The organism is Chromatiales bacterium, from assembly GCA_020445605.1.
Classification (GTDB): Bacteria; Pseudomonadota; Gammaproteobacteria; order JAGRGH01; family JAGRGH01; genus JAGRGH01.
The window spans coordinates 130,303-149,883 of record JAGRGH010000037.1 but is presented as its reverse complement, the minus strand read 5'-3'; the positions used below and the strand labels follow the sequence as shown (position 1 = coordinate 149,883).

Annotated in this window: 20 protein-coding genes; 13 read left to right on the top strand and 7 right to left on the bottom strand. The window is 63.9% G+C overall.

What is annotated here, in order from left to right:
• Window positions 1–16: 16 nt before the first annotated feature.
• Both KDG50_07790 and KDG50_07785 read right to left on the bottom strand, forming a co-directional pair.
• A complete protein-coding gene (locus KDG50_07790; protein ID MCB1865320.1) occupies window positions 17–757 on the bottom strand; it encodes a TetR family transcriptional regulator in 741 nt (246 codons plus the stop codon).
• Between the two features lie 313 nt (window positions 758–1,070).
• Complete coding sequence (locus KDG50_07785; protein MCB1865319.1) at window positions 1,071–1,409, bottom strand: sulfurtransferase; 339 nt, start codon at window positions 1,407–1,409, stop codon at window positions 1,071–1,073.
• Between the two features lie 109 nt (window positions 1,410–1,518).
• On the opposite strand from KDG50_07785, the gene cobA reads away from it, so the two are divergent.
• The 13 genes from cobA to KDG50_07720 all read left to right on the top strand — a co-directional run bounded on the left by cobA (window position 1,519) and on the right by KDG50_07720 (window position 12,878).
• A complete protein-coding gene (cobA, locus tag KDG50_07780; GenBank protein MCB1865318.1) occupies window positions 1,519–2,961 on the top strand; it encodes a uroporphyrinogen-III C-methyltransferase in 1,443 nt (480 codons plus the stop codon).
• Entirely contained in the window at window positions 2,958–3,815 is an 858-nt protein-coding gene (locus KDG50_07775) for a tetratricopeptide repeat protein (protein ID MCB1865317.1), read from the top strand. Before cobA ends, KDG50_07775 begins: the two co-directional genes overlap by 4 nt.
• A 205-nt stretch (window positions 3,816–4,020) precedes the next feature.
• Window positions 4,021–4,497 carry a Na+/H+ antiporter subunit E gene (locus tag KDG50_07770; GenBank protein MCB1865316.1) on the top strand — a complete coding sequence of 159 codons (477 nt, stop codon included), beginning with the start codon at window positions 4,021–4,023 and terminating at the stop codon, window positions 4,495–4,497.
• Window positions 4,497–4,790 carry a cation:proton antiporter gene (locus tag KDG50_07765; protein ID MCB1865315.1) on the top strand — a complete coding sequence of 98 codons (294 nt, stop codon included), beginning with the start codon at window positions 4,497–4,499 and terminating at the stop codon, window positions 4,788–4,790. The genes KDG50_07770 and KDG50_07765 overlap by 1 nt, the downstream gene beginning before the upstream one ends.
• Complete coding sequence (locus KDG50_07760; protein ID MCB1865314.1) at window positions 4,787–5,122, top strand: monovalent cation/H(+) antiporter subunit G; 336 nt, start codon at window positions 4,787–4,789, stop codon at window positions 5,120–5,122. The genes KDG50_07765 and KDG50_07760 overlap by 4 nt, the downstream gene beginning before the upstream one ends.
• Before the next feature lie 8 nt (window positions 5,123–5,130).
• Window positions 5,131–5,676 carry a DUF4040 domain-containing protein gene (locus KDG50_07755; GenBank protein ID MCB1865313.1) on the top strand — a complete coding sequence of 182 codons (546 nt, stop codon included), beginning with the start codon at window positions 5,131–5,133 and terminating at the stop codon, window positions 5,674–5,676.
• The gene (locus tag KDG50_07750; protein ID MCB1865312.1) at window positions 5,676–6,098 is read left to right on the top strand and encodes a Na(+)/H(+) antiporter subunit B; all 423 of its coding nucleotides are present in this window, start codon (window positions 5,676–5,678) and stop codon (window positions 6,096–6,098) included. Before KDG50_07755 ends, KDG50_07750 begins: the two co-directional genes overlap by 1 nt.
• Complete coding sequence (locus KDG50_07745) at window positions 6,098–6,448, top strand: cation:proton antiporter subunit C (GenBank protein MCB1865311.1); 351 nt, start codon at window positions 6,098–6,100, stop codon at window positions 6,446–6,448. The genes KDG50_07750 and KDG50_07745 overlap by 1 nt, the downstream gene beginning before the upstream one ends.
• A gap of 8 nt (window positions 6,449–6,456) precedes the next feature.
• On the top strand, window positions 6,457–7,938 hold the full coding sequence (locus KDG50_07740; GenBank protein MCB1865310.1) for a monovalent cation/H+ antiporter subunit D family protein: 1,482 nt from the start codon (window positions 6,457–6,459) through the stop codon (window positions 7,936–7,938).
• Window positions 7,935–9,401 carry a monovalent cation/H+ antiporter subunit D family protein gene (locus KDG50_07735; protein MCB1865309.1) on the top strand — a complete coding sequence of 489 codons (1,467 nt, stop codon included), beginning with the start codon at window positions 7,935–7,937 and terminating at the stop codon, window positions 9,399–9,401. Before KDG50_07740 ends, KDG50_07735 begins: the two co-directional genes overlap by 4 nt.
• 88 nt (window positions 9,402–9,489) lie before the next feature.
• On the top strand, window positions 9,490–10,899 hold the full coding sequence (nhaD, locus tag KDG50_07730; GenBank protein MCB1865308.1) for a sodium:proton antiporter NhaD: 1,410 nt from the start codon (window positions 9,490–9,492) through the stop codon (window positions 10,897–10,899).
• 10 nt (window positions 10,900–10,909) lie between these two features.
• Complete coding sequence (locus KDG50_07725) at window positions 10,910–11,173, top strand: hypothetical protein (protein ID MCB1865307.1); 264 nt, start codon at window positions 10,910–10,912, stop codon at window positions 11,171–11,173.
• Window positions 11,163–12,878, top strand: a complete 1,716-nt coding sequence (locus KDG50_07720) for a Na(+)/H(+) antiporter subunit D (GenBank protein MCB1865306.1) — start codon at window positions 11,163–11,165, stop codon at window positions 12,876–12,878. The genes KDG50_07725 and KDG50_07720 overlap by 11 nt, the downstream gene beginning before the upstream one ends.
• Window positions 12,879–12,923: 45 nt before the next feature.
• Here the strand turns inward: KDG50_07720 and dnaQ are convergent, their stop codons facing one another.
• The 5 genes from dnaQ to KDG50_07695 all read right to left on the bottom strand — a co-directional run bounded on the left by dnaQ (window position 12,924) and on the right by KDG50_07695 (window position 19,561).
• Window positions 12,924–13,658, bottom strand: coding sequence for a DNA polymerase III subunit epsilon (gene dnaQ / locus KDG50_07715; protein MCB1865305.1), 735 nt, complete (start codon window positions 13,656–13,658; stop codon window positions 12,924–12,926).
• A 440-nt stretch (window positions 13,659–14,098) separates the two neighbouring features.
• Window positions 14,099–14,884 carry a hypothetical protein gene (locus tag KDG50_07710; GenBank protein MCB1865304.1) on the bottom strand — a complete coding sequence of 262 codons (786 nt, stop codon included), beginning with the start codon at window positions 14,882–14,884 and terminating at the stop codon, window positions 14,099–14,101.
• Window positions 14,881–16,104, bottom strand: coding sequence for a hypothetical protein (locus KDG50_07705; protein ID MCB1865303.1), 1,224 nt, complete (start codon window positions 16,102–16,104; stop codon window positions 14,881–14,883). The genes KDG50_07710 and KDG50_07705 overlap by 4 nt, the downstream gene beginning before the upstream one ends.
• Before the next feature lie 35 nt (window positions 16,105–16,139).
• On the bottom strand, window positions 16,140–17,696 hold the full coding sequence (locus KDG50_07700) for a hypothetical protein (GenBank protein MCB1865302.1): 1,557 nt from the start codon (window positions 17,694–17,696) through the stop codon (window positions 16,140–16,142).
• 173 nt (window positions 17,697–17,869) lie between these two features.
• Window positions 17,870–19,561, bottom strand: a complete 1,692-nt coding sequence (locus KDG50_07695; protein MCB1865301.1) for a hypothetical protein — start codon at window positions 19,559–19,561, stop codon at window positions 17,870–17,872.
• Window positions 19,562–19,581: the final 20 nt, after the last annotated feature.

Genomic DNA, 19,581 nt, shown 5'->3' with positions numbered 1-19,581 from the left:
GAACACCAGGACCGGATCAGCCGACCTGGCGTTGCAGCTGGACGGGTTCGGGCCGCGCGGGCGCAGTCATCCCGGCGGCAAAAAACTCGGTGAGACGGCGCGTCATCTCGTCATGATCGAGCGGGTTGCACATGCGGCAGGACGCAATCAGCCGCATCAGGTCGGAGCCGGTCATGCAGTAGGCCAGCGTGCCAACCAGGAAGTGCATGCGCCAATACAGTTCGTGGTCAGGAAGGTCGGGCAACGCGCGTGCAAATGCCGCCCGGAAACGTTTGATGACTGGCTGGTAGAGATTTCGTACCGCCTCCTGGCGTGACGATTGCGGTTCGGTGAATGTCCGCCCCAGCAGTTGAATGAACTGCGCGCCGCCGCGGCTTCGATCGTGGACCAGTTCGAGCGCGGGGGCCACGAACGCTTCAATGAGTTCCGCCACACCGACGGCTGCCTCCCCCGCGGCATGTTCAAGGCTTTCCAGCCGACGCAGGCGTTCCTCGTTCATGGGCTTGAGGCGGCGCGCGTACACGGCGTCCAGCAGTTCATCCTTGGACCCGAAGTGATAATTGACGGCGGCAAGATTGACCTCCGCCGTCGTCGTGATCTGGCGCAGGGAGGTGCGCCCGATTCCCTGCTCGGCGAACAGGGCCTCGGCGGCATCGAGAATGCGGTTCTTGGTCGCGGACAGATCCGACATCAGTGGTTCACACCCTGGAGCAGAGCGGCCGACACAGGCGCACAAGACCGCCACCGCCGCGCTCAATCGCTCGTTTCAAACGAACGTTTGAATTAAACGCTAGTTTAGATCAGAAATGCAAGGGCGCGCGTCCCTGAGTCGCACGTCGAGCGATCGACCGAAGCAGAAATTGAGCAAGGCGTGCCCACGCACCAGGTCGGGGCGCGAAATCCGCATGCTGCGGAAAGGGTTTCAGATGACCGGAAGGTTTGCCCGCTCAACGGGCAGGAAATAGCTGGGAAATTCGCGAAACTGGCCCGATCTCTACGTCGATCAAACGCGGGGGACAGACCGCGCCGCGGGCGATGACCTCCGCCGCGCAGCGACGGCGGAGAACCTGTCAGGCGTACATGCGCTGGTCGGGCAACACGAAAGACAGACCCTCGCGCGCCCAGGCAATCACCCCGCCGCGCAGGTTCACGACGTTGTCGAAACCCTGCTGACCGAGCCACATGCAGACCTGCGCGGAACGCGCACCGCTGCGGCAGTAGAACACGACGTCCTTGTTGCGAGGGATATCGGCAAGGCGCAACGGCAGCAGGTGCATGGGCACGTGCTGGCCACCCTCGATCATGCCCTGCGCGACCTCCGGGCCGCTGCGGACATCGATCAGCATGAGGTCGTCACCCGCGTTCAGGCGGTCGGCCAGACTGCGCGCATCGATCTCTTTGATGAACATCGGATGACCTCGGTGGACGGGCCGTTACAATAGGCGCCATTGTATATTAGTCTTTGCTAAAATAACAAGCGATTGCCGCCCGAAACCCCACCCTTAACGGTCTGATTCCTTGGATTTTTTCCCGGTTTTTCTCGATCTGCGCGATCGCCGCTGCGTGGTGGTCGGCGCCGGCGCGGTCGCAACCCGCAAGTGCGCATTGCTGCGCCGCGCGCGGGCGCGAATTATCGTGATTGGCCCCGATCCGCACCCGGGCCTGCGCCAGTGTGCCGCCGAGGGCCAGATTGAACTGTTGCCGCGGCCGTATGCGTCGGGCGACCTCGACGGCGCCCGCCTGATCATCGCGGCGACCGACGACGCCGGGGTCAACCGGACGGTCGCCGCAGAAGCCAAAGCGCGCGGGATTCCCGTCAATGTCGTCGACGACGTCGCAGCCGGTGACGTGGCGGTGCCGTCGATCGTCGACCGCTCGCCGGTCATCATCGCCGTCGGCACGGGCGGCGCCTCCCCGGTGCTCGCGCGTCAGATTCGCGCGCGCCTCGAGACGCTGATCCCCGCCGCCTATGGACGACTGGCGACACTTGCCGGGAAGTTCCGCGAACACGTCGCCGCAAAAATCATCGACCCCGCACGCAGACGCCACTTCTGGGAGCGCGTGCTGAGCGGACCGATTGCCGAGCGCGTGTTCGCCGGTCACGACGCCGAAGCCGAGGCCGAACTCAATCTCGCGATCGACCGTACGGCCGGCGAAGGACCGGAGACCGGTGAGGTCTACCTGGTCGGCGGCGGCCCGGGCGACCCGGACTTGCTGACCTTCAAGGCCTTCCGCCTGATGCAGCAGGCCGATGTCGTGCTCTACGACCGGCTGGTCGCGCCCGCGGTGCTGGACATGGTGCGGCGCGATGCCGAGCGCATCTACGTCGGAAAGGCACGCTCGGACCACGCCATGCGCCAGGAGCAGATCAACGCGACGCTCGTGCGCCTGGCCCGCGAGGGCAAGCGCGTCCTGCGGCTCAAGGGCGGCGACCCGTTCATTTTTGGCCGCGGCGGCGAGGAGATCGACACGCTGGCCCGCGAAGGCATCCCGTTCCAAGTCGTGCCGGGCATTACCGCGGCCAGCGGCTGCGCGGCGTATGCGGGCATCCCGCTGACCCACCGCGACTATGCCCAGTCGTGCAGCTTCGTCACCGGGCATCGCAAGGACGGCAGCATCGAACTCAACTGGCCGATGCTGGCGCAACCCGACCAGACCGTGGTGTTCTACATGGGGCTGGTCGGCATTGCCGAGATCGCGCGCCAGCTGATTGCCCATGGCGCACCCGCCGACCTGCCGGCCGCGCTCGTCGAACAGGGCACGACCCCGGCGCAGCGCGTACATGTCGCCACGCTCGGGACGCTCGAGAGGGTCATTGAACAGACCCGGCCGCAACCACCAACCCTGCTGATCGTCGGCCGCGTGGTCGAACTGCGCGATAAGCTGGACTGGTACCGCGCGCCGGCAACCGCGGGCGCGGCATTCCTGAGCCGCGACGCGGCCGCGAGCACCGCCGAATGAAGCCCGCCGAGCGGGCCTTGGACGGCTTTCGCGAAGTGGTTGCCGCTGCGGACGCGCAGATCGATCTGGCCCGCGCCGCGCTCGAAATCGCCCGGCACGCATACCCGGAGATCGACCCGGCCCACTACCTCGCGGAGCTGGACCGACTCGCCGACGGACTCGCACCGGTGTTTCGCGACACCCTGCCACCGGTCATGCAGGTGCAGACACTGTCGCGATACCTGTTTCGCGAAAACGGATTTCACCCCGCGCAGAACGCCTATTACGATCCACGCAACAGCTATCTGAACGAGGTGCTGGATCGGCGCGAAGGGATCCCGATCTCGCTTTCGCTCGTCTATCTAGAAGTCGGCATGCGACTCGGACTGCCGCTGGCCGGGATCTCGTTTCCGCAGCGTTTTCTCGTCAAACATGTATCACCCGCCGGCGAGATCATCATCGATCCGTTCGGCGAGGGACGCATGCTGGACGACGACGCCCTCATCGCCCTGCTCGTCGAGGACGGCGAAAACGAGAGTCAATCCGAGTTCGACCCGGAAACGCTGCCGGATCTCCTGAGGGCCTGTTCGAAACGCGATCTGCTGTTGCGCTGGCTGCGCAACCTGAAGGGCATCTATTTCCACCAGCACCTCTACGGCAAGGCGCTGGAAATCAGCACAATGATCTTCGCGCTCACGCCGGACCTGCCGATCGAGATCCGCGACCGCGGTGTCATCTACGAGCAGATGGAATGTGCCCGTGCGGCACTCGCGGACTACGAACGCTATCTGCTGGTATCCCACGACATTGGCGATCACACCGAGATTCGCCAGCGGGTGGCGAATCTCAAGCACAGCGTTGCGCGGCTGAATTAGGGCCTGTTCAGTCTGCCCCGGATTGCCAGAGCACCGAAAACAAAGAAATGTGATTTTTCGTTTTCTTTCATTCTCAACGGCTTGCAGCCGTCGTTGTGGCGGCACTTCCCCGTGCCGCGGAAAGCTCTGATCCGCGCAGGCGGCCCGGGCCGCAAGGCGCGGGAATTTCAGGCCCAAGCGGCGCTCGGGTATCATCGCGCGATCTATGAAACACCTGCTTGGCCTGATTGTGGTGCTCTCGGTACTGTGGTGGCTTCTTTCGGGAATGACCGACCCACTGCTGCTCGGCCTGGGCGCCGTCTCCGTGGCGCTGGTGACTTGGCTCGCCTATCGCATGGACGTGGTCGACGGTGAGTCCTACCCGCTGCATCTGCGCCCCCTGCGTCTGCTGGCGTACTGGGCCTGGCTCGCCCGCGAAATCGCGTCATCCAACGTCGACGTGCTGCGGGTCGTATGGTCGCGCCGACGCCCAAGGCCCGCGGTCGGCTGGCTCGAGGCCGGCCAGCGCACCCCGGCCGGGCGCACGATCTACGGAAACTCCATCACCCTGACACCGGGCACGGTCACGCTGGACCTCGTCGACCAACGACTGCGCGTGCACGCGCTGACGGCCGCTGGACTCGAGACCCTGCGGGCGGGCGAGATGAACCGCCGCATCTGCGCGGTCGAGGGCGAACGCTGATGTTCGTGGCGGCATTGATCGCGGTCCTGATCGCCATGGCCATGGGGCTGGTCCGCGCGCTGGCCGGACCAACGGTCTACGACCGCCTGCTCGCGCTCAATGCCTTCGGCACCAAGACCGTGCTGCTGATCGCGCTGTTCGGTTTCATGACCGGCCGCCCCGCCTTTCTGGACATCGCGCTGGTCTACGCGCTGATCAATTTCATCGGCACGCTCGCCGTGCTGAAGTTCTTCGAGTCACGCGATCTGGGTGTTCCGTCGCGCCAGGGTCATCACGACGGGAACGCGTCGTGAGCGTCGCCTTCGATGTCGCTGCATGGCTGCTGATCGTGACCGCGGGGATTTTTCTGATTTCGGGCGGCGTGGGACTGCTGCGTTTTCCGGAATTTTTCACGCGCGTGCATGCCGCCAGCATCATCGATACCGGCGGCACCCTGCCGCTGCTGATGGCCATGCTGCTGCAAAGCGACGACTGGCTGACCGCCGTGAAGCTGGTCCTGATCGGTGTGTTTCTGCTGCTCACCGGCCCCACGGCAACCCATGCGCTGGCAAAGGCGGCGGCGCACGGCGGACTGCGGCCTGTGGTTGGCGAGCGCAGTGGGGAGTCGCAGCCATCGAACTGCTGATCGACATTGTGCTGTTCGCCCTGCTCGCGGTGACCGCACTTGCGGTGATGTGGCAGCGCAACCTGTTCACCGCGACGATGCTGCTCGGGCTGTTCAGCCTGTTGTCGGCGTCGCTGTTCGTGGTCATGGATGCAGTGGACGTCGCCTTCACCGAGGCCGCCGTCGGCGCAGGCGTCTCGACGATCCTCATGCTGGCGACCCTCGGGATCACCGGATGCGCACGCGCGATGCCCTTCCAGCACTCACTGCCGCGCCTGCTGGCGGTCGTGCTGACTGGCGCCCTGCTGATCTACGGCACGCTGGACATGCCGCACTACGGCGACCCGGACGCGCCGGCCATGCAGCATGTCGTTCCGCGCTACGTGGAAGCGTCCGGCACGGAGATCGGCATCCCGAACATCGTGACCTCCGTGCTTGCGAGCTATCGCGGCTATGACACGCTGGGCGAGGTCACCGTCATCTTCACGGCCGGCATCAGCGTGCTCGGCCTGATCGGCCTGCACCGCGGTCGCCGTCGACGCCCCGACTGCGAGTTCGATCACGAGACCGAGTGATGGAACACCACCTGATCGTTCGCCTGGTCGCGAAGCTCTTGATCCCGCTGATCCTGCTGTTCGCACTGTACGTGCAGTTCCATGGCGACTATGGCCCGGGCGGCGGCTTTCAGGCCGGCGTGATTTTCGCCGCCGGAATGATCCTCTACGGCCTCGTGTACGGAGTCGATGCGCTGATCCGTGTCGTTCCACGCGCCGCCATTCGGGTGCTGAGCGCATCCGGCGTGCTGCTGTACGCCGGTGTGGGTGTCGCCGGCATGTTGCTCGGCGGGCAGTATCTCGACTACGCAGTACTCGCCCATAACCCGGTACAGGGCCAGCATCTTGGAATACTGCTGATCGAACTCGGCGTCGGCATCACCGTTGCAAGTGTGATGATCGGTCTGTTCTACGCGTTCACGGGCTACGGCGAGCCGGACTGATGGAACTCGCCCTCGGACTGTACAACTACTGGGCGGTCATCGTTCTGATGATGACCGGGTTTTATATCGTGATCGGCAGCCGTAACCTGATTCGCAAGATCATCGGCCTGAACCTGTTTCAGATCTCGGTGTTCATGCTGTTTATTTCCATGGGCAAGGTCCACGACGGCACGGCTCCGATCCTGCAGGACGGCGCCGCACCCTACTCGAACCCGTTGCCCCACGTGCTGATCCTGACGGCGATCGTCGTGGGCGTTGCAACCACCGCCCTGGCGCTCGCGCTGACCGCGCGCATCCACAGCGCCTATGGCGATATTGACGACCGGCAGGACCTGGGCGCAGACACGTGAGCAGCCTGATGACCCATCTGCCGGCATTGCAGGTCGTGGTGCCGCTGATCGCGGCGCCGGTCTGCATGCTACCCGGCGCGCGCCGGCTGGCATGGCCGATCGCAACACTGGCGAGCCTTGCGAGCATGCTGATCGCATTTGCCCTGCTCAACCAGGTGCAACAGGGCGGAACGATCTCCTACGCACTGGGCGGCTGGCCGGCACCGTTCGGCATCGAGTATCGGGTCGATCTCGCGAACGCCCTCGTTCTGCTGGTCGTTTCATCCATCTCGACCATCGTGCTGATCTCGGCCCCGGCCGGCATCGCCGCCGACATCCCGCAGTCACGCACTGAACTCTTCTACACCGGCTGGCTGCTGTGTCTGACCGGCCTGCTCGGCATGACCGTGACCGGTGACGCGTTCAACGTCTTCGTGTTCCTGGAAATCTCGTCCCTGTCGAGCTACTTCCTGATCGCGCTCGGACGACAGCGCCGCGCGCTGCGAGCCGCATTTCACTACCTCGTGCAGGGCACCATTGGCGCGACGTTTCTGCTGATCGGCATCGGTCTCATGTACATGATGACCGGCACGCTGAACATGGCCGATCTCGCCGAACGCATCGACGCCGTACAGGACACACGCACGATTCGCGTGGCACTGGCATTCGTCGTGATCGGGCTTGCGATCAAGGCGGCGATCTTTCCGCTGCATGCCTGGCTGCCGAACGCGTATGGGTTTGCGCCTAACCCGGTCGCGGCGTTTCTCGCCGGCACGGCGACGAAGGTTTCGATCTACATACTCGTGCGCTTTGTCTTTGGACTGTTCGGCGGCGACTTCAGCTTCGGAAATCTCGAACTGGGCGACGCACTGTTGCCAATTGCGCTCGCGGGCGCCCTCATCCCTTCGCTCGTGGCGCTCTACCAGAAGGACGCCAAGGCCGTACTGGCCTATTCATCGGTCGCGCAGATCGGCTATATGGTGCTGGGCATCGCCCTGGCGAGTGCCGCCGGGCTGGCGGCAAGCCTGCTGCATCTGTTCAATCACGCAATGATGAAGACCGCGCTGTTTCTCGCGGTCGGTGCCGTGGTGCTGCGTGTCGGCAGCAGCTCTCTGGACCAGTTCAACGGCATCGGTCGACGCATGCCCTGGACGATGGCCGCGTTCGTCGCCGCCGGGCTCAGCCTGATCGGCGTACCGCCGACGGCCGGGTTCGTCAGCAAGTGGCTGCTGCTCGAGGCGGCGCTCGAATCCGGCGCAGCCGGCATCGTTGCGGCGATCGTGGTGATTGCGAGTTCGGTCATCGCGGTCTTTTACGTCGGCCGCATCGTGGAACGCGCATACTTTCGTATGCCGGCGCCCGGTCACGCGAACATTGCAGACGCCCCGCTGTCGATCCTGCTGCCGCTGTGGGTATTGGCTGGCGCGGGGATCTGGTTCGGACTGGCGACCGATCTGCCACTCGAAACGGCGCGCTCGGCGGCCGCCGCCCTCTCGGGCCCGCTGCCATGAGCACACACGCGGCGATGTTGCTGGCGATGCTGCTGCCCGCGGCAGGCGCGCTCGGCGTGCTGTTGACCGGCGCCCGTCCCAACGGTCGCGAGGCGGTTTCACTGATCACCGGCGGCATCGTTTTTCTGACGGTCGCGAATCTCTACTCGGGATTCGACGCCGGCGCGATGACCACGCTCGTGCTCGCCGAACCATTGCCGGGCATCTCGCTGGCGTTTCGCGCCGAGCCGCTGGGCGTGCTGTTCGCACTGATTGCGGCGACCCTGTGGCCGGTCACCACGCTGTACTCCATCGGTTACATGCGCGCCCACGGCGAGCAGCATCAGACCCGGTTCTATGCATATTTCGCAATCGCGATCGCCGCCGTAATGGGCATCGCATTCGCGGCAAACCTGTACACGCTGTTCCTGTTTTATGAGGCGCTGACCCTGTCGACCTATCCGCTGGTCACGCACAGTGGCACGGATGCCGCGCGTGCCGGCGGGCGCACCTACCTCGGGCTGCTGCTCGGCAGCTCGATCGGGCTGCAACTGATTGCGATCGTCGCGACCCACTGGCTGGCCGGAACCACGGACTTTCAGGCCGGTGGCATCTTTCCCGGCGCGATCGGCGCAACAACCCTTGGCATTCTGCTGTTTCTGTATGCCTACGGGATCGGCAAGGCCGCGCTGATGCCCCTGCACCGCTGGCTGCCCGCGGCGATGGTCGCACCGACGCCGGTCAGCGCCCTGCTGCACGCAGTCGCCGTGGTCAAGGCCGGCGTGTTCTCCATCATGAAGGTCGTCGTGTACATCTTCGGGATCGACCGGATCGCGGATCTGCCGGCACAGCAATGGCTGACCTGGATCGCCGCGGCGACGATCCTCATCGCCTCGCTGATCGCGCTGCGCCAGGACAACCTGAAGCGACGGCTCGCGTACTCCACGGTCAGCCAGCTCTCCTATGTCGTGCTCGGTGCAATGCTTGCGACACAGGCTGGCGTCTTCGGGGGCACCCTGCATATCGCCATGCACGCGTTCGCGAAGATCACCCTGTTCTTCTGCGCCGGCGCGATCATGATCACCACGCACCGCACCGAAGTCAGCCAGCTCGACGGCCTCGGCCGAGCCATGCCCATCACGATGACCGCGTTCCTGCTGGCAAGCCTGAGTCTCGTCGGGCTGCCGCCCGGCGGCGGCCTGTGGAGCAAGTGGTATCTTGCGCTGGGCACGATCGAGGCCGGCGACCTGTTGCTGCTCGCGGTGTTGCTGATCAGTTCGCTGCTGAACCTGAGTTACCTGATGGTGATTCCGCTGCGCGCGTTTCTGCGCCGACCGGCCGGCGAGCACGGCATTGCGATTCGCGAGGCACCATGGCCCGCGGCGACCGCGCTCAGCCTGACTGCCCTGCTCAGCATCGCGATGTTCTTCGTTCCCGGGCCGGCCGCGGACCTGGCACAGCAGACGGCAATCGCGGCACGATGAGCACACAAAGTCCGGACGTCGAAGAAGTCTGCTTCCATAGCGCACACCTTTGCGCACCCACCCACCCGTAACCGAGAGAACCCTGTACATGCTTACGCGTTTGGCGCTGCTCATCCCGGCGCTGCTCTGGCCCGCCACTACTGTCCTTGCCGCCACGGAATCTTCACAGCCGCTGGACCTCACCACCAGCGGCGTCGGAATAGCGGCACTCGCGATCTTTGTGATCGCCTACCTGCTGGTCATGGCCGAGGAGTACACGGAGCTGCGCAAGTCCAAACCCGTGATCCTCGCGGCGGGCATCATCTGGAGCATGATCGGCTGGTACTACGTGCAGCACGGCATACCGGAACTGGCCGAGCACGCGGTACGCCACAGCTTTCTCGAATTCGCCGAGCTGATGCTGTTCCTGCTGGTCGCGATGACCTACATCAACGCGATGCAGGAACGTCAGGTCTTCGATGCGCTGCGCGCATGGCTGATACGACGCGGATTCGGCTTTCGAACGCTGTTCTGGTTCACCGGCACCCTAGCGTTTTTCATCTCCCCGATCGCCGACAACCTGACGACCGCGCTGCTCATGTGCGCGGTGGTGCTCGCGGTCGGCGGCCAGAACACCCGCTTCGTGCTGCTCGCTTGTATCAACATCGTGATCGGCGCGAATGCCGGCGGGGCCTTCAGCCCGTTCGGCGACATCACCACGCTGATGGTCTGGCAGAAAGGCGTGGTTGAATTCTGGACCTTTCTCGCACTGTTCGTGCCAGCGGTCGTGAACTTTGTCGTTCCTGCCGCGATCATGCATTTCGCGGTCCCGAACGAGCGGCCGTCGACCCAGGGTCATGCAGTCGCGATGAAACGCGGCGCGCGGCGAATCATCGCACTGTTCCTGCTCACCATCGCCACGGCCGTTGCGTTCCACAACTTCCTCGGCCTGCCGCCGGTCATCGGCATGCTGACCGGGCTCGGATATCTGCAAGTATTCGGGTTCTATCTGAAGAAGACCTGCCTGCGCTGGGCCCTCGAACAATCCGATGCGGCCACGCCGGTCGGCAGTGTCGTGCCCTTCAATGTGTTCAGCAAGATCGCCCAGGCGGAGTGGGACACCCTGCTGTTTTTCTACGGGGTGGTTCTGTGCGTGGGCGGGCTCGGTTTTCTCGGCTATCTGACGCTGGTTTCGGATGTGATGTACAACCAGTGGGGGGCGACCACGGCCAATATCGTCGTCGGGCTGCTGTCCTCGGTCATCGACAACATCCCGGTGATGTTCGCGGTTCTCAGCATGGGGCCTGAGATGCCGACCGGCCAGTGGCTGCTGGTCACACTGACGGCCGGCGTCGGCGGCAGCCTGTTGTCAGTGGGCTCGGCCGCCGGTGTCGCACTGATGGGGCAGGCCCACGGCAAGTACACGTTCTTCGGTCACCTGAAGTGGACGCCCGTGATTGCGCTCGGCTATGCGGCGAGCATCGCAGTGCATTTCTGGATCAACAGCGCACTGTTCTAGCGCCGGCATCATGAAACATCCACAGGGCAAGAATCTTCCAGACTTCTTCGACCAACCGAAGAACGTCCGGCGCATCCTGCGCGTGTTCTACGCGATCTGCGCGATTCTCGTGGCACTGGAGTTCGTCGTGCATCGCCACATCGCGCATCCATGGGAACGCCTGTGGAGCTTCTACGCGCTGTTCGGTTTTGTCGCCTGCGTGCTGCTGGTGGTGATCGCCAAGGAAATGCGCAAGGTCGTCATGCGTCGCGAAGACTATTACGATGCCGACTGAGCTGCCACCGTTCCTGCCGTTTCTGCTCGCGGGCATGTTGCTGCCGCTGCTGGTACGCGGTCCGTGGCGCACCCTGGTGTTGCTAGGCGTGCCGATCTACGGTTTCTGGCGACTGCTCGGCATCGAACACGGCGAGCATTACGCGATCTCGCTGATCGGCCAGCAACTCGAACTCTACCGCGTCGACCGGCTCAGCCTGCTCTTCGGCTACCTGTTCCACATTGCCGCGCTGGTCGCGAATCTGTTCGCCCTTCGAATCGGACGTGACGAGCGCGACACGCTGCAACAGGCCAGCTCGCAGATCTACATTGCCGCCGCGCTGGGCGCGGTGTTCGCCGGCGATCTGATCAGCCTGTTCGTTGCCTGGGAGTGCATGGCGCTCGCATCGGTCTGGCTGATCTTTGCGCGCGGCGGCGAGCGTGCCTTGCGCGCGGGCATCCGCTATCTGGCGTTTCAGATCAGCTCGGGTCTGCTGCTTCTGGCAGGCGCCATCCTGTGGTTCGCCGACCGTGGCGACATCGCATTCGGGCACATCGGCACCGACGCACCCGGCGGCTGGCTGATTCTTGCGGCCTTCGGCATCAAGAGCGCGTTTCCGTTCGTGCACACCTGGCTGACCGATGCCTATCCCGAGGCAACCGCCACCGGCACGGTTTTCCTGTCCGCGTTCACGACCAAGGTCGCGGTCTATGCGCTGGCGCGCGCATTCGCCGGAACCGAAGTGCTGATCTACATCGGCGCGGTCATGACCTGCTTTCCGATCTTCTACGCCGTGATCGAAAACGACCTGCGGCGGGTTCTCGCCTATTCGATGATCAACCAGATCGGATTCATGGTCGTCGGCATCGGCATCGGCACCGCGATGGCCGTGAACGGCGCGGTCGCGCACGCATTCAACGATGTCCTGTTCAAGGGCCTGCTGATGATGTCGATGGGCGCCGTGCTGTTCCGTACCGGCGACATTCGTGGCTCTGAACTCGGCGGGCTCTGGAAAACCATGCCGAAGACGACCGGACTTTGCATTGTCGGCGCGGCATCGATTTCGGCCTTCCCGCTGTTTTCGGGTTTCGTCAGCAAATCGCTGGTCATGGTTGCGCTGCTCGACACCGGGCATGTCTGGGTATGGCCGGCGCTGCTGTTCGCCTCGGCCGGTGTGTTCCATCACGCGGGCATCAAGATTCCGTACTTCGCATTTTTTGCGCACGACTCCGGCAAGCGTCCGCAGGAGGCGCCCGGTCACATGCTCGCGGCCATGGGACTTGCTGCCGCGCTGTGCATCGGGATCGGCGTGTATCCGCAGGCGCTTTATGCGCTGTTGCCGTTCGAGATGAACTACACGCCGTACGACGCAACGCATGTGCTCGCGCAGCTGCAACTGCTGTTCTTCTCGGCCGCTGCATTCGTGTGGCTGAACCTCCGGGGCATCTACCCGCCGGAACTGCGGTCGACGAACCTGGATGCGGACTGGCTTACGCGTCGCGCGGGTCTGCGCGCCTATCGAGCCGGGGCCGCCCTGGCGTCACGATTGAATGCGCAGCTTTGGGCGATGGCTGAACGGCTGCTCGGCAGCGTGGAGTTCTGGCTGCGTCGCACGCATGGCGAGGGCGGCGTCATCGCCCGCACCTGGGCAATCAGCCATGTCGTGCTGATGATCGTCGCGCTGATGGGACTGCTGTTGCTGTTCAGCTATCTGCACGGCGGTTGATCCGCCCGGGCAATACCGGAGGCCGCGTGATTTGGCGGCGTCCGGCTAAACAGGCTCAATCTGTCTCCACACCACGGCACCGCTGGATTTTTCGATCTCGTCGAGCCTTCGCTCATGGGCCTCCAACTCGACAGCGGTCGGGCGGACCACCGTGAGTCGCGCACGCGATGTCACTCGGTGCGTGCCTTGCGCAGCGGGATCCGGCACGGCATTCGCCACGGCACCGCCGGTCGACTCCGCGGGCTGGTCGAAACTCAGCGCAACCTGACCGCCGGTCATCGCCAGATAGACATCGGCCAGCAGGCGTGCGTCGAGCAGCGCGCCGTGCAGATCGCGACCGGTGTTGTCCACCGCGTAGCGCTTGCACAGCGCATCCAGGCTGTTGCGCTGGCCGGGATGGATCTCGCGTGCCAGCGTCAGTGTATCGACGACCGTGCACAGGCTCGCGATGCGCTCGGACAGACCGCAGTGGTGGAACTCATGGTCGAGAAATCCCACATCGAACGGCGCGTTGTGGATGATGACCTCGGCGCCCGCGAGATACTTGACCAGTTCCGGGGCAATGTCCGAAAAGCGCGGCTTGCCGGCGAGGTCCGCCAGCGTGATGCCATGCACCTCCGCGGCGCCGGCGTCGATCTCGCGCTCCGGATTCAGGTACTGATGAAAATCGTTGCCGGTCGGACGCCGCGAAACCAGTTCCACGCAACCGATCTCGATGATGCGGTGACCCTGTTGCGTATCAAGCCCCGTGGTCTCGGTATCCAGAACGATCTGCCGCATGGGATTCCTAGGGCCTGTTCACACTACGGGTGACGCAGCGACGGTGGCCGTTGTTGTGGCCAACAAGGCGCTGTGAGCGCAGTGTACTTGACGTACATCAGCGAACCGCAACGCGGTTGGCCACCACAACGGCCCCGTCCCGAGGGGTTGCGCCCCAAAATCCGTCATGCTGCGTTGTTCGTCGTTCATTGAGCAGGCTGTTGAAATTCTCATCTCAACAGCCTGACATCGCGAGACAGGGACGTCTCGCCCGAAAATCGAACACTCAAGTGTTTGATTTTCGTGAGCAACCGAAAACCGCGCTTTTCGGTTGCGACGTTGAAAAGGCCAGGGATGGGCCTTTTTCAGCGACCTGTTAGACACGCCAAACCTCTCTCCTCGCGCCTTGCCTGACGTATTTTGGGGCAGCAACGCTGCGCCAAGCGTAGTGTGAACAGGCCCTAGTGTGATTCGGCGGCCTGCCCCGCAGGGTCTCCGTCGTCGTTGCCGAGCAAGCCCAGCAATTCGCGCGCCCGGGCACGCAGAACATCGAGGAATGCCAGTGCGATGAGGCCCGCCGCGACGGCTTCGGCCTGTTCCTCGTAGACGTAGTCCCAGAACCGCCAGTCGGGCAGCCTGACGATATGGCTATCGGCCATCGCATCGATGACCAGGGCCGGCAACACCACCACCAACGCGAGCAGCAGCAAAAGAAAGCCGCGGGTCCGTCGATCACCGAACGCCCGGAAAAACACCGGTAGCAGCAGAAGCGCAATCGCGAACACGGCCAGCAGCACGATGTCGCCATTCAGCAGCCAGTCGTAGTGCGTGAACCAGCCGGACGGGGCGATGAATTCGTCACGGATCGCCTCGTGAACGTCGAAGGCCTCGTCGAGCGACAGCACGACAAAACCAATCGCGACAAGCCCCCACAGTGCATTGTGCGGCGCGATGTCCGCGCCAACACCGGCATCGCGAGCATGCCGTCCGAGCATGCCGACCAGCAGGGCAATCCACGCGACCAGCAACAGCTGCATGCTCGACCACCATTCGACCGGCGTCAGATCGCCGCGATACATCGTCCACAGCGGACGATCGTGCAGCGCCGACCAGGCCCAGTTGCCGAGCGGAAGCGCAACATTCACGACAACGATAACAAACATGAGCAGGCGCGCATGGCGACCGAGCGCATGCAGCGTAGCGGTATCCGCCGGGGCGTGCGGTTGCGGCAGGTTCGGGTCGATCATGCGTTGGCGGGTGTCACGGCGTCGGGAAGGTCCGGCTCGGGAGCAGGTTCGGAGTCAGACGCTGGCTCAGGCTCCGGCTCAGACGTCACTTCTGGAGCTGACCGCGCCGTATCGGTAAGTCGGCTCACACCCCCGGCCAGCGTGAGCCAGGCACCGAACATCTCCGCGAGCCGCGCCAATGCCTCTAGCGAATCGCGCTCTTCGTCATCGGGCACTGCAACGCCGGAGGAAAGTACCAGTGCCAGCGCAACGAGAAGCAGACCGAGGCCGAGATACATACGCGGTCGGCGCGCGGCCGTGCCTAGTACCAGCGAGGCCAGGACGGCGAGGCTTGCGAACACCCAGAGCAGGGCCGACGACGTTTCAGAGATCGAGAGCAGAGCGAACGGCTGCCAGCCCAGGGCACGGTGAATCGCCGCGAGCACCGCCCACAGCGCGAACAGCCACAGGGGCCACGTGGAGCGCGCCCGGGTAGTCGATGTGAGCTCAAAGGCCGCGACCAGCGCGGCAGCGAGCCAGCACGCCACCGCCAGCCATACGACGCCGCTGCCTTCGGCGAGCACGGAAACCATCATCGTGCGACCGCTGGTTGCAAACGCGAGCAGATAGACCAGCGGCAGGCCGAATGCGCCGAGCCCCGCCGCCGCGACGAGCCCATTGAACGCGCCCGCGAGCGATCCGGCCAGGCGACCCGAGGCTGCGTGATCCGCAGCCGCGGACGAATCCACGCCAGCGATCGCCTGCGCCAGCGCGTCGCGCCGCGACAGCAGCCAGCGCAGATACACGAACAGCACGATCGCCGAAACCAGCGGGGCGCCCAGCAGGAACGGCAGGCCACCGAGCGAGAACCCGACAAACACGGCGATCACGCCGAACAGGAAACCGTTGTTCTCGTGAAAGAACAGGCGATCGACGCCGCGGAAATACGGCCGCATCTCGACGAAAAACCGCCCGGCCCACAGGCCGGTGATCACCACGCCCACGCAGGCGATCGGCAGCGTCAATGGCCACAGCGGCTGGGCAATCACCAGCGCATAGACCAGGTAGTACGCGACGCCCCCCGCAACGAACATCGGCAATGGCCTGAGCCATCCGATCCACAGGCCGAGCAGTGTGCCGAGCATCCACGACACGACGATCGACATGTAAGTGACATACGTCGATGTCACGTTGACGAGCAGCAGAAAGAAGTAACAGAACTGCAGCAGGGCCAGGTGCAAACCCGTTAGCGATCCAAACAATGCCGGCCCGTGCATCAGCGGAAATACCGTTCGGTGAAACGTTCCCAGCCGCGGCGCAGCACCAGGTCCATGGAGTTGACGGACAGCGCAACGGTTTCGTCCAGATAGGAATCGATCGTCTCGGGACCGACCACCTCGAAGTCACCGCCCTTCTCGTAACCCTTCGCGATGCCCTGGACATCCGCGACGCTGAACGGCAGCGACTTCGAGGCGTAGGCGAAACCGCGGTCCGCACGCTCGCTGTAGATCGCCATGACTTCAGGAAACGCGGCGCGCAACGCCTTTGTCACGCGCGCCGGCGTGCGGTCATTGCGTTGCAGCGGCCCGCTGAGCTGCACGGCGACGACGCCATTCGGCCCCAGGCGCCGCGCGACCAGCCCATAGAACTCCTTCGAATGCAGGTAGGCCTCCTGGATCGTCAGCGGCGATGGCACGTCCACAACGACGAGATCGAACTGTTCCTTGGAGGTCAGCAGAAAATGCTTGCCGTCGTCGGTGTGCAGTGACCAGTTCTCGATCCCCTTCAGGTCCTCGGCCGTGGTGTAGAACTGCTGGCCGGCCTTCAGCACGCCGCCGTCCAGCTCGACGGAGGTCAGCTCGCGCGTGTATTGATGGACTTTCGGCACCGAGGACAGGGTGCCGTTGCCGATGATCAGCGTGCGCTCCGGGTTCATGAGCCGGGCCGGCACTTCCGCGATATAGAAGTTCAGCGAACTCAGATCGCTGGAATTCAGGTTCAGCAGCCCATCCAGGTACAGACGCCGATCGCCATCCGGTGTCTCGATGACTTCGACACGCTGATACGGCGAGTTGACCGAGAACAGCACCTCGGCCTCGCCGAGACCGTGCTTCTTCTCGTACAGCAATGCCGTGCTGTGATAGTCCAGGGTCGGAAACCAGTACACGACCACGGCCGCCGCAACGATGTAGACCGCGGTCACGGACCAGCGCCGCAGGGTCAGCCAGACGATCACGCCGATCGCCACCCAGTACGCGGTCATCAGATCGACGAGCGGCCGGCTCCAGCTCGCCGCGACGATCAGGAACCCGGACATGAATCCGGCCAGTTCCAGCCCGTAGAACACCTTCAGTCGCTGCTCCTCGGTGACACCGCCGGCCGCGGAGGCACCGGCCGCATCCGACACCAGCCGTGGCAGGAAGGTCGCAAAGGCGGCATTGAACAGCAGCGCATAGATGAACAGCAGCCACAGATACAGGTAGCCCGAAACCTCGATGGCCGCGAACCACGAGGCCAGGTACCGATACGAGAACGGGAAGCTCAGGTGCAGAAACACCGAGATCACCAGCAGCGCCCGAAACACCTGATCCGACAGCCGCAACGACAACAGGTACCCGGCCGACAGCCCGACGAAGAACGAGGCGGTAACCAGCACGATCACAATCTCTTCGCCGTAGAGGATCGAGACGAAATCCCGAATCATCACGAACTGCGCGATGCTCAGCGCAAGCCCGACGAGGTACAGCGTAATCCGGGTCAGCATTCTGGGTGATTGTTTCGGAACGATGCGTAAGAGTCGGCCGGCCAGTTCGATCCGGTCATGGCTTGCCATGCCGGCAATCGATTGTGGGCATCCTACTACCCGAGAGCGAACCTGCCTAGCTGATAACAGACCGGTGCGCCGAGGTTTGAGAACCGGTCGGCCGGCTTTCGTGCAGACACAAAAAAACCCGCCAGTGGCGGGTTTTTTTGTTTCCGGTCGGCGGCCTCAGCGGCCGCCTGCCGTCATCTCCAGAAGCTCCACGGTGAGCGGCTCTTGCTGCTCTTCGAGCTGTAGCTCTTGCTGCTGTCCTTGTCTTTGTCCTTGCCGGAATCGCTGTCCTTGTCCTTGCCGGAGTCGCTGTCCTTATCTTTGTCCTTTCCGGAATCGCTGTCCTTGTCCTTGTCCTTGTCCTTGTCCTTGTCCTTGTCCTTGTCCTTGTCCTTGTCCTTGTCCTTGTCCTTGTCCTTGTCCTTGTCGGTGTCCGGCGGAGTCACGGTCACCGTGTAGGAATCGGACGCGGAGCAGGAGATGCCGCCATCGCTCTGCAGGCTCGCCGTGGCGGTCGCGACATTCGTCGTGGTCTCGCTCAGGCAGGCCGTGGCAGTGAAGCTTGCCGATTCACCAAGCCCGAGCACGAAGCCCGCGCCACCCAGATCGATCTTGTCGTCGACCAGCGTGCCGGTCACCGGATCACCCAGGTTGGTCACCAGGTAGCTGTACTGAACGTTCAGGCAGCCGCTGCTGGAACCACCGTCGCTGTCCTTGTCTTTGTCCTTGCCCCAGCTGCTGTAGCTGCGGCGACGGTCGGAATCCTTGTCCTTGTCCTTACCGGAGCTGTAGCTGCGGCGACGGTCGGAATCCTTGTCCTTGTCCTTGCCGGAATCGTCGGTCCAGGTCGCGGTGGCAGTCTTGTCGACCGTGATCGAACAGACTTCGTCCGGCGGCAGTTCTTCGCAGACCAGCACCGCCGGGTTGTCGTCGGTCACCGTCGTGCCGTTGGAGTCGCCCTCGACGGACGCCACGTTGGTGATGATCGCGGCACCGTTGCAGCGGTCAGCCACGTAGACGACCTCGAAGCCAAGCGTGCCGCTGTCGATGATCACGGATTCGCCGACACCCAGCGTGCCACCCGGGATCGCGACATCGGTCAGGCCGAGGCTCACGTCGCTGATGTTGACGTTCTGCAGCGCCGTGCCACCGGTGTTCGTCACGATGAAGCGGTACTGTGCATCGCTCGGCGACGGCATGACCGGCACGTCCAGATCGCCGACGTTATCGGCCGGCAGCCAGTTCACGCCACCGTCAACGCTGATCTCCTTCAGGATCTCGATTGAAGGCGGAGCAGCAATCGGGCCGACCACGAACTTCGGCAAGCCCGAGAAGTTCGTCGTGAAGCCGTTGAACGTGGACTGTTCGACAAACAGTGTCAGACCGATGTCCTTGTTCGCGAAGTACGGTGCCAGCGAGCCGCCGGTGACCGTGAAGCGGGCATCAAAGTTGTCGGTGGTCGCGCCGCTGTTCAGAAAGCCGAACTGCGTGACTTCGCCGGTCAGCAGCACGCCATTGAAGGCCATCGGCCAGCCGTTGATCGCCGGAATCGTCCCGGTGATCTGCAAGTCATTGCCGGCAACGCCGCCAACGAGGTTGCCGAAGTCGTCCACGACGATGCTCATCGTGACGGTACCGCCGGCGAGGACCGGGGCCGGCGATGAAGCCGAGGTGAACCGCGCGGAGCCCGATGGAGCGGTCACCGTGAATGCGTCGGTCGTGGCGTCATAGGTCAGGCCGCCGGGCGCGCCGTTGGCCTGGATCTGCGGGAAGCCCGGCACGACACCGAGCAGCGCAGCCGAGGCGCTGGGCACCCAGGACAGCGCGGCCATGAATGTAAACAGGGCCGCAAACAGACCGTGCGTGGACTTGGTAATCGTCTTCATTTCAGTTCTCGCTTTAGAGA

Excerpts from the sequence above, each read along its gene's own strand:
- KDG50_07750 (MCB1865312.1), top strand. The coding sequence starts at position 5,676 with ATGGAACACCACCTGATCGTTCGCCTGGTCGCGAAGCTCTTGATCCCG.
- KDG50_07695 (MCB1865301.1), bottom strand. The coding sequence starts at position 19,561 with ATGAAGACGATTACCAAGTCCACGCACGGTCTGTTTGCGGCCCTGTTT.
- KDG50_07725 (MCB1865307.1), top strand. The coding sequence starts at position 10,910 with ATGAAACATCCACAGGGCAAGAATCTTCCAGACTTCTTCGACCAACCG.
- KDG50_07700 (MCB1865302.1), bottom strand. The coding sequence starts at position 17,696 with ATGGCAAGCCATGACCGGATCGAACTGGCCGGCCGACTCTTACGCATC.
- KDG50_07785 (MCB1865319.1), bottom strand. The coding sequence starts at position 1,409 with ATGTTCATCAAAGAGATCGATGCGCGCAGTCTGGCCGACCGCCTGAAC.
- KDG50_07775 (MCB1865317.1), top strand. The coding sequence starts at position 2,958 with ATGAAGCCCGCCGAGCGGGCCTTGGACGGCTTTCGCGAAGTGGTTGCC.
- KDG50_07720 (MCB1865306.1), top strand. The coding sequence starts at position 11,163 with ATGCCGACTGAGCTGCCACCGTTCCTGCCGTTTCTGCTCGCGGGCATG.
- KDG50_07745 (MCB1865311.1), top strand. The coding sequence starts at position 6,098 with ATGGAACTCGCCCTCGGACTGTACAACTACTGGGCGGTCATCGTTCTG.
- KDG50_07770 (MCB1865316.1), top strand. The coding sequence starts at position 4,021 with ATGAAACACCTGCTTGGCCTGATTGTGGTGCTCTCGGTACTGTGGTGG.
- dnaQ (MCB1865305.1), bottom strand. The coding sequence starts at position 13,658 with ATGCGGCAGATCGTTCTGGATACCGAGACCACGGGGCTTGATACGCAA.
- KDG50_07765 (MCB1865315.1), top strand. The coding sequence starts at position 4,497 with ATGTTCGTGGCGGCATTGATCGCGGTCCTGATCGCCATGGCCATGGGG.
- KDG50_07710 (MCB1865304.1), bottom strand. The coding sequence starts at position 14,884 with ATGATCGACCCGAACCTGCCGCAACCGCACGCCCCGGCGGATACCGCT.
- KDG50_07740 (MCB1865310.1), top strand. The coding sequence starts at position 6,457 with ATGACCCATCTGCCGGCATTGCAGGTCGTGGTGCCGCTGATCGCGGCG.
- KDG50_07735 (MCB1865309.1), top strand. The coding sequence starts at position 7,935 with ATGAGCACACACGCGGCGATGTTGCTGGCGATGCTGCTGCCCGCGGCA.
- nhaD (MCB1865308.1), top strand. The coding sequence starts at position 9,490 with ATGCTTACGCGTTTGGCGCTGCTCATCCCGGCGCTGCTCTGGCCCGCC.